Source organism: Streptomyces sp. NPDC096132 (genome assembly GCF_044763345.1).
In the GTDB taxonomy this organism is placed as follows: Bacteria; Actinomycetota; Actinomycetes; order Streptomycetales; family Streptomycetaceae; genus Streptomyces.
This window is the reverse complement of record NZ_JBIWGA010000072.1, coordinates 1-7609: the sequence shown is the minus strand read 5'-3', so window position 1 is coordinate 7609 and position 7609 is coordinate 1. Positions and strand designations below refer to the sequence as shown.

Below are 7609 nucleotides of genomic sequence, written 5' to 3'. Positions count from 1 at the left end.
GCCGCCAGATCCTGCTCCGGCGGGAGCTTCGAGCCCGGAGGCAGGGCGCCGGTGCGGATCAGCTCACGGATCCGCTCGATGGCCTTGTCCGTCAGAGACACCGCGCATCCCTCCCCCGACCGTGCTGCGCGGGCACGTCCGACCTGATCAGCCCCTGGGCGCGCAGATCGTCCCAGAGACGATCGGGGAGGGGCTGTCCCTTGAGTTCCACGTTTCGTACGACCTGTTCAGGAGTTCGCATGCCGAGGGTGACATTGACGATACTCGGGTGGGTGTGCGGGAAGGCGATCGCGGCGGCGGGCAGGCTCGTCCCGTGCGCCGCACAGACCTCGGCGATCGCCCGGGCGCGGGCGACCAGCGCCGGAGAGGCGTCCTGGTAGTCGTACTTCATGCCCTCGGCGGGCCGGTCCCGGGAGAGCAGTCCCGAGTTGAACACGCCCACCGCCACCACGCTCTTGCCCAGTTCCCGCGCGGTGGGCAGGACGTCGTCCAGCGCCGACTGGTCCAGCAGCGTGTAGCGCCCGGCCAGCATCACCACGTCGGCGGCGGTCTCCCGCAGGAAGCGGGCGAGCATGGCCGACTGGTTCATGCCGGCGCCGATCGCGCCGATCACGCCCTGGTCGCGCAGTTCCGCCAGGGCCGGCATGGCCTCCTCGGCGGCCTGGCGCCCATGCTCGTCCGGATCGTGCAGGTAGACGATGTCCAGCCGGTCCAGGCCGGTGCGCTCCAGCGTCTCCTCGATGGAGCGCAGCACGCCGTCCCGGCTGAAGTCCCACTGTCGGCGCAGCTCGTCCCGGACGACGAAACCCTCGGTGTCCGTGCCGCGCGGCTTCTCGTTGGGGACGAGCAGCCTGCCCACCTTGGAGGAGATGACGTACTCCGCACGCGGGCGGCCGCGCAGGGCGGCACCCAGACGGCGCTCGGACAGACCCAGGCCGTAGTGCGGCGCGGTGTCGAAATACCGGATGCCGGCCTCCCAGGCCGCGTCGACGGCGGCTGCCGCGTCCTCGGCCGGGGTGACGCGGTAGAGATTGCCGATCACGGACGCCCCGAAGCCGAGCTCGGTGAGCGAGACGGACGTGTCGTGGATCTTCTGGTGGTGCAAGACGTGCTCCTGGGATACGGGCGACGGACTGCGCCGGTCAGCGTCTGACCTGGGCTGATCCGCCTGCGATGAGCGCCTCGACCTCGGCGAGCGAGGCCATGGAGACGTCTCCGGGTGTGGTCATGGTGAGCGCGCCGTGGGCGGTGCCGTAGGCCAGGGCACGCTCCAGCCCGGTGCCGCCGAGCAGTCCGTGGATCAGGCCGGCGGCGAAGCCGTCGCCGGAGCCGATACGGTCCAGGACCTGCAGCTGGGGCATGCGGGGCCCGGTGACGAAGCCGGTCTCGGCCGACCATGCGGCCGAGGACCAGTCGTTGACCCCGGCCGAGGGCACGTCGCGCAGGGTCGTCGCCAGGACCTTCGCCTCGGGCAGCAGGCCGGCCACCTCGGCGAGGGCGTCCGCCACCTCCTCGGCGCGGACGCGTGCCTGTCCCGGGTACGTACCGGCCAGGCCCAGCGCGCCCACCACGACGTCGGCGTGCCGGGCGAGCCGCAGATCGATCTCACGGGCACCGGCGGCGCCGCCCCTGCCGGCCCACAGGCTGGGGCGGTAGTTGGGGTCGTACGAGACCGTGACCCCGTGGCGGCGGGCCGCGGCCATCGCCTCGTCCGCGACATCCACCGTGGTGTCCGACAGCCCGGCGAAGATGCCGCCGGTGTGGAACCAGCGCACCCCGCCCGAGAAGACCGCGTCCCAGTCGATGTCCCCCTTGCCCAGCTGGGACACGGCCGTGTGAGCGCGGTCGCTGACGCCGAGCGCGCCGCGGATGCCGTAGCCGCGCTCGACGAAGTTCAGCCCGTTGCGGGCGGTGCGCCCGACACCGTCGCCCGGCACCCAGCGGATCAGGGAGGTGTCCACACCGCCCTGGAGGATCAGGTCCTCGACGAGCCGGCCCACCGCGTTGTCGGCCAGGGCGGTCACCACGGCCGTGCGCAGTCCGAAGCAGCGCCGCAGACCGCGTACGACGTTGTACTCGCCGCCGCCCTCCCAGACCTGGAAGGTGCGGGTGGTACGGATCCGTCCCTCGCCCGGGTCGAAGCGCAGCATCACCTCGCCGAGGGCGATCACCTCGGGGCCGCTCATCGCGTACTCCTCTCGACGGCCTCGGCGGTCAGCCGCCGGACCTCGTCGTACGCCCCGCGCTCCAGCTGGGCAGGGGTGGCCATCCAGGTTCCGCCGACGGCGAGGACCGCCGGCTGCGCCAGGTAGTCGGGCAGCAGGCCGGGTCCGATACCGCCGGTCGGCACGAAACGCGCCGTGGGGAAGGGGGCGGCCAGCGCCCGGAGGAGCGCGGTGCCGCCGAGCGGTTCGGCGGGAAACAGTTTGACGGTGTCGAGACCGGCCCGCAGGGCGCGCATCAGCTCGGTCGCGGTCGCGATGCCCGGCACCACGGGCACCCCCAGCTCACGGCATTTTGTGACGACCTCCTCGTCGTAGCCGGGGGAGACGACGAAGCGGGCCCCGGCGGCCACCGCCCGTTCCGCCTGCTGCGGGGTGAGGACGGTGCCGGCACCGACGGCCAGCCCGCCGTGCGCCGCCATCGCCTCGAGCACCTGCTCGGCGCCGGGCGTGCGGAAGGTGACCTCCGCACACGGGGCGCCGCCCGCCGCGAGCGCGTCGGCCAGCGGTGCCGCCGCGGCCGGATCGGGCACGGTGAGCACCGGCATGATCCGGGCGCCGGCCAGTACCCCGGCCAGATCGTGGGTCATCGGCCCAGCCATCCGCCGTCGACCGCGAGGACGGTGCCGTGGACGTAGGCGGCGGCGTCCGAGGCCAGGAAGACCGTGGCGCCCGCGAGGTCGTCGGCGTCGCCCCAGCGTCCGGCCGGGATCCGCTCCAGGATCGACTTGCTGCGCACCGGATCCTCCCGCAGGGCCTGGGTGTTGTCGGTGGCGATGTAGCCGGGGGCGATGGCGTTGACGTTGACGCCGTGCGGGGCCCACTCGTTCGCCAGTGCCTTGGTGAGTCCGGCGATGCCGTGCTTGGCGGCGGTGTAGCCGGGGACGGTGATGCCGCCCTGGAAACTGAGCAGCGACGCCGTGAAGATGATCTTCCCCTGGCCTCTGGCCACCATCGCCGCGCCGACCGCCCGGCTCAGCGCGAACTGCGCGGTGAGGTTGACCCGCAGCACCGACTCCCAGTCGGCGTCGGTGTGTTCGGCGGCCGGGGCACGGCGGATCGTGCCGGCGTTGTTGACCAGGATGTCCACCGGTCGCTCCCGTCCCGCGAGGTCCGCGCCCAGCGCCCGTACCGCCTCGGGGTCGGCGAAGTCGGTCCGGACCGCCTCGAAGGTACGGCCCGCCGCGACGACGTCCTTCTCGATGTCGCTGCCGGAGGCCTCCAGGGAGGCGCTGACGCCGATGACGTCCGCGCCGGCCTCCGCGAGCGCGCGGGCCATGGCCCGGCCGATGCCGCGCCGCGCCCCGGTGACGACGGCGAGCTTCCCGGTGAGGTCGAACAGGCTCATACGGCGGCTCCCTGGGGGTCGTCGGTGCAGTCGAGGAGAATCTTCATCACGTCACCGCCGCCCTCCAGCGCCTCGAAGGCGGCGGGAGCCTCGGTGAGCGGGACGACTTTGCTGATGAGCCGCTCGGCCGGAATCGTGCCGTCGGCGACCAGCGCCACCGCCTTCTCGAAGTCGGACCGGTCGTACAACCGGGCGCCGACCAGGGTGAGTTCGCGCCAGAAGAAGCGGTGCAGGTTCACTTCGCGGGGCCGGGGGTGGATGGCGACCAGACACAGCCGGCCGCGCACGCCCAGCACCTCGACCGCCGTGTCCACACCGCCCGCCGCGCCGGACACCTCGAAGGCGACGTCCGCGCCCGCGTCCCCGGTCCACTCACGGACGAGCTCGGGCACGTCGTCCACGGCCGGATCCCAGGCGGACAGCCCCAACGCGGCGGCGAGCGCGCGCCGGTGGGCGCTGAGTTCGGCGACGCGCACGTCGGCGCCGGCGGCCCGCGCGACCAGGGCGATCAGGATGCCGACGGGTCCACCGCCGACCACGACGACCCGTTCGCCCTCGCGCACCGCGGCCCGGCCCACGTCGTGCACGGCGACCGCCGTGGGTTCCACGAGCGCGGCCCGCACCAGGGGGACGGATGCGGGGAGACGGATGAGGGTCGAGGCGGGTACGGTCCAGCGCTGCTGCATCGCGCCGGGGGAGTCGATGCCGATGAAGTCCAGGTGCTGGCAGACGTGCCGGTGGCCGGCGCGGCAGGCGGTGCAGGTGTCGTCCCAGCGCAGCGGCATCACGGTCACCGCGTCCCCGGGCGCCCAGCCCTCCACGCCGGGGCCGACGCGCACGACACGGCCGGACATCTCGTGTCCGAGGACGGCGGGCGTCTTGACGCGGGCGTCCATGTCGCCGTGGAAGATGTGCAGGTCGGTGCCGCAGATACCGACGTAGGCGGGGGCCAGCTCCACCTCGCCGGGGCCGGGCGGCGCGCTGAGCGCGGGGGCCGTGTCCAGGGTGCGGGCGGCCGTGTAACGGACGGCGAGTGTCATCGTTTCGTCAGGGTCCCTTCAGCGCGGACGCCGATGGTCAGCAGCAGGTTGGCGTAGGTACGGGTGTCGGCGGTGACGATCGCCAGCGCCAGGTCGGGGGAGCGGGCGGCGTCGTAGAACGCGAAGCGGCCGAGCGTCTCGACCGGGACGGGCGCGAGCATCGAGCGGTACTCGGCGATGGCCGGGGGCTCCGGTTCCCCTTCGGGCGGCACCATCACGTGGGCGGACTCGACGGGTGTCGCCCGCAGCAGGACATCGAGCACGGTGGTGACGTCGAGCAGGCCGGGGGCCAGGTTGAGGTGGACGGTCCGGGCGCGTTCGCCGGTGGCGGTGCTCGCGGGGTAGTGGCCGTCGGCGAGCAGGACGCGGCCGCCGTGGCCGGCTCCGGCGAGGGACGCGAGGATGCCGGGATGCAGGAGGTCGGTCAGGAGCACGGCGTCGTCCTTTCGCGGGGAGTGAGGCCGTAGAACTCGGTCGCGGTGCCGGCGAGGACCGCTTCGGTCTCGTCGGCGGTGCAGCCGTCCAGGAGCTCCTCCACGGTCGCGGCCCAGCGGTTCCAGCCGCCGGCGAGGACGCAGACCGGCCAGTCGGAGCCGAACATCAGCCGGTCGGGGCCGAAGGCGGACAGCAGGACGTCCCACACCGGCCGGATGTCGTCGAGGGTCCACTTCTCGTGGTCGGCCTCGGTGACCAGACCGGACACCTTGCACCGCACCTGCGGATGCGCCGCGAGCCGCCGTACGTCCCGCTCCCAGTCGTCCAGGTCACCCCGGACGACGGGCGGTTTGCCGGCGTGGTCGAGGACCAGCGGCAGTTCGGACAGGCGCTCGGCGAGACCGATCGCCTGGCCGAACTGGTGGCTGCGGATCAACACGTCGTACGCCAGCCCGCGTGTGCCCACCGCCCGCAAACCCCGCTCCACACAGGGCCGTTGCAGCCACTCGGGATCGGACTCGCCCTGGACGAGATGCCGCACGGCCCGCAGGTACCGTCCGCCGGGCCCGGACCGCAGCTCGTCGAGTACGCCGCCGGCCCCGGGGGAGGTCAGGTCCGCCCAGCCGACGACCGCACCGATCAAGGGGTCCTGCTCGGCGAGGGCGAGGAGTTCGCGTGTCTCCGGCACGGACGTGACGCACTGGACGACGACGGTGCTGTCCAGCTGCCGTCCGGCGATCGGCCGGGTCGCGGCCGATCGCAGGTCGTCCACGCCGAAGGTACGGCGGATCGGTTCGTGGCCGGGCTCGTCCAGCCAGGGCTGCGGGCGGTGGTCGAGGTTCCACACATGGTGGTGGGCGTCCACCAGCCGCCGGGTGTCAGACACGGGCGGACCAGACGGGGCCGTCGGGGTAGGAGTACTCCTTGAGGGAGTCCGGGTGCATTTGCGCGCTCAGCCCGGGCAACGTCGGCGCGAGGTAGTGGCCGTCGACGATGCGCACCGGGTCGACGAAGTGCTCGTGCAGGTGGTCGACGTACTCGATGACCCGGTCCTCGAGCGTGCCGGAGACGGCGACGTAGTCGAACATCGACAGGTGCTGGACCATCTCGCACAGGCCGACCCCGCCGGCGTGCGGGCAGACCGGCACGCCGAACTTGGCGGCGAGCAGCAGGATCGCGAGGTTCTCGTTGACGCCGCCGACCCGCGCGGAGTCGATCTGCACGATGTCCACCGCGCCCGCCTGGAGCAGCTGCTTGAAGACGACCCGGTTGGCGACGTGCTCACCGGTGGCGACCTTGATGGGGCCGACGGCCCTGCGCACGGCCGCGTGACCGAGGATGTCGTCGGGGGAGGTGGGTTCCTCGATCCAGTACGGGTCGTAGGGGGCCAGGGCGTACATCCAGTCGACCGCCTCCCGGACGTCCCATCGCTGGTTGGCGTCGACCGCGATGCGGATGGAGTCGCCGACCGTCTCGCGGGCGGTGCGCATGCGTCGCACGTCGTCCGCCAGGTCCGCGCCGACCTTCAGCTTGATCTGGGTGAAGCCGTCCGCGACGGCCTCGCGGGACAGCCGGGCCAGCTTCTCGTCGGAGTAGCCGAGCCAGCCGGGCGTGGTGGTGTAGGCGGGGTAGCCCTGGTCGAGGAGTTCGCCGATGCGCTGCTCGCGGCCCGGTTCGGCGCGGCGGAGGATCTCCCACGCCTCGTCGGGAGTGAGGGCGTCGCTGAGCCAGCGGAAGTCGACCTGGGCGACGAGCTCCTCGGGAGACATCTCGCTCAGGAAGCGCCACACGGGCTTGCCGGCGCGCTTGGCGGCAAGGTCCCAGGCGGCGTTGACGACGGCGCCGGTCGCCATGTGGATGGCGCCCTTCTCCGGTCCCAGCCACCGCAGTTGGGGGTCGTGGACGAGGGAGCGGGAGAACGCGCCGAGGTCACCGCACACCTCCTCGACGGAGAGGCCCACCACGTGCGGGGCCAGGGCGGCGATGGCGGCGGCCTGGACGTCGTTGCCGCGGCCGGTGGTGAAGGCCAGTGCGTGGCCTTCGAGGCCGTCGCCGGCGTCGGTGCGCAGGACGACGTAGGCGGCCGAGTAGTCGGGCTCGGGGTTCATCGCGTCCGACCCGTCCAGGTGCTCGGACGTCGGGAAACGCACGTCCAGGACGTCGAGGGCGGTGATGCGGGCGGATGCCGGGGGAGCGGGCAGGGCGGATGACATGACGGCAACTCCTGTGAGAGCAAGGGGAACACGGCCCCGTACGACGAGATGGGGGGAACGGCGGAGGAGGTCGGGCGGCCTGTGCGGCCGCCCGGGTCACTCCTGGACCTTGCCGCCCGTGATACGGGAGATCATCAGCGCGACGAGGATGATCAGGCCGTTGAGGGCGCCGATCCACTGCGCGGGGACGCCGCCCAGGGTGAGCACGTTCTGGATCATGAAGAGCAGCAGGATGCCGCTGAACGCCCCGAACATGGTGCCCTTGCCGCCGTTGAGGCTGATCCCGCCGATGACGGCGGCGGCGAAGACGGTGAAGATGTAGCCGTTGCCCTGCGCGGAGGCGACGGAGGC

Annotated in this window: 9 protein-coding genes and 1 pseudogene; all 10 read right to left on the bottom strand. The window is 72.7% G+C overall.

The genetic code is table 11. From position 1 onward, the window contains the following. A partial coding sequence (locus ACIRF9_RS52265) for a GntR family transcriptional regulator (protein ID WP_403837674.1) occupies positions 1-101 on the bottom strand: 101 nt, incomplete at its 3' end. Beyond that, on the bottom strand, positions 92-1105 hold the full coding sequence (locus ACIRF9_RS52260; RefSeq protein WP_403837672.1) for an aldo/keto reductase: 1014 nt from the start codon (positions 1103-1105) through the stop codon (positions 92-94). The genes ACIRF9_RS52265 and ACIRF9_RS52260, both read right to left, overlap by 10 nt. Before the next feature lie 37 nt (positions 1106-1142). Then, the gene (locus ACIRF9_RS52255; RefSeq protein ID WP_403837670.1) at positions 1143-2186 is read right to left on the bottom strand and encodes a PfkB family carbohydrate kinase; all 1044 of its coding nucleotides are present in this window, start codon (positions 2184-2186) and stop codon (positions 1143-1145) included. Beyond that, the gene (locus tag ACIRF9_RS52250; RefSeq protein ID WP_403837668.1) at positions 2183-2812 is read right to left on the bottom strand and encodes a bifunctional 4-hydroxy-2-oxoglutarate aldolase/2-dehydro-3-deoxy-phosphogluconate aldolase; all 630 of its coding nucleotides are present in this window, start codon (positions 2810-2812) and stop codon (positions 2183-2185) included. The genes ACIRF9_RS52255 and ACIRF9_RS52250 overlap by 4 nt, the downstream gene beginning before the upstream one ends. After that, positions 2809-3570 (bottom strand): SDR family oxidoreductase, encoded by a 762-nt coding sequence (locus tag ACIRF9_RS52245; RefSeq protein ID WP_403837666.1) that lies wholly within the window; start codon positions 3568-3570, stop codon positions 2809-2811. Before ACIRF9_RS52245 ends, ACIRF9_RS52250 begins: the two co-directional genes overlap by 4 nt. After that, on the bottom strand, positions 3567-4610 hold the full coding sequence (locus tag ACIRF9_RS52240) for a zinc-binding dehydrogenase (protein WP_403837665.1): 1044 nt from the start codon (positions 4608-4610) through the stop codon (positions 3567-3569). Before ACIRF9_RS52240 ends, ACIRF9_RS52245 begins: the two co-directional genes overlap by 4 nt. Continuing rightward, positions 4607-5044 (bottom strand): RbsD/FucU domain-containing protein, encoded by a 438-nt coding sequence (locus ACIRF9_RS52235; protein WP_403837663.1) that lies wholly within the window; start codon positions 5042-5044, stop codon positions 4607-4609. Before ACIRF9_RS52235 ends, ACIRF9_RS52240 begins: the two co-directional genes overlap by 4 nt. Then, positions 5035-5931: an amidohydrolase family protein gene (locus tag ACIRF9_RS52230; protein WP_403837661.1), complete on the bottom strand. Its 897-nt coding sequence runs from the start codon at positions 5929-5931 to the stop codon at positions 5035-5037. Before ACIRF9_RS52230 ends, ACIRF9_RS52235 begins: the two co-directional genes overlap by 10 nt. Beyond that, positions 5924-7258 carry an L-fuconate dehydratase gene (locus ACIRF9_RS52225; protein ID WP_403837660.1) on the bottom strand — a complete coding sequence of 445 codons (1335 nt, stop codon included), beginning with the start codon at positions 7256-7258 and terminating at the stop codon, positions 5924-5926. Before ACIRF9_RS52225 ends, ACIRF9_RS52230 begins: the two co-directional genes overlap by 8 nt. A gap of 96 nt (positions 7259-7354) precedes the next feature. After that, positions 7355-7609 (bottom strand): annotated as a pseudogene (locus ACIRF9_RS52220) (ABC transporter permease); the annotation flags it as partial.

Coding starts and splice junctions, on each gene's coding strand:
- ACIRF9_RS52255 (WP_403837670.1), bottom strand. CDS start 2,186: ATGAGCGGCCCCGAGGTGATCGCCCTCGGCGAGGTGATGCTGCGCTTC.
- ACIRF9_RS52250 (WP_403837668.1), bottom strand. CDS start 2,812: ATGACCCACGATCTGGCCGGGGTACTGGCCGGCGCCCGGATCATGCCG.
- ACIRF9_RS52245 (WP_403837666.1), bottom strand. CDS start 3,570: ATGAGCCTGTTCGACCTCACCGGGAAGCTCGCCGTCGTCACCGGGGCG.
- ACIRF9_RS52240 (WP_403837665.1), bottom strand. CDS start 4,610: ATGACACTCGCCGTCCGTTACACGGCCGCCCGCACCCTGGACACGGCC.
- ACIRF9_RS52225 (WP_403837660.1), bottom strand. CDS start 7,258: ATGTCATCCGCCCTGCCCGCTCCCCCGGCATCCGCCCGCATCACCGCC.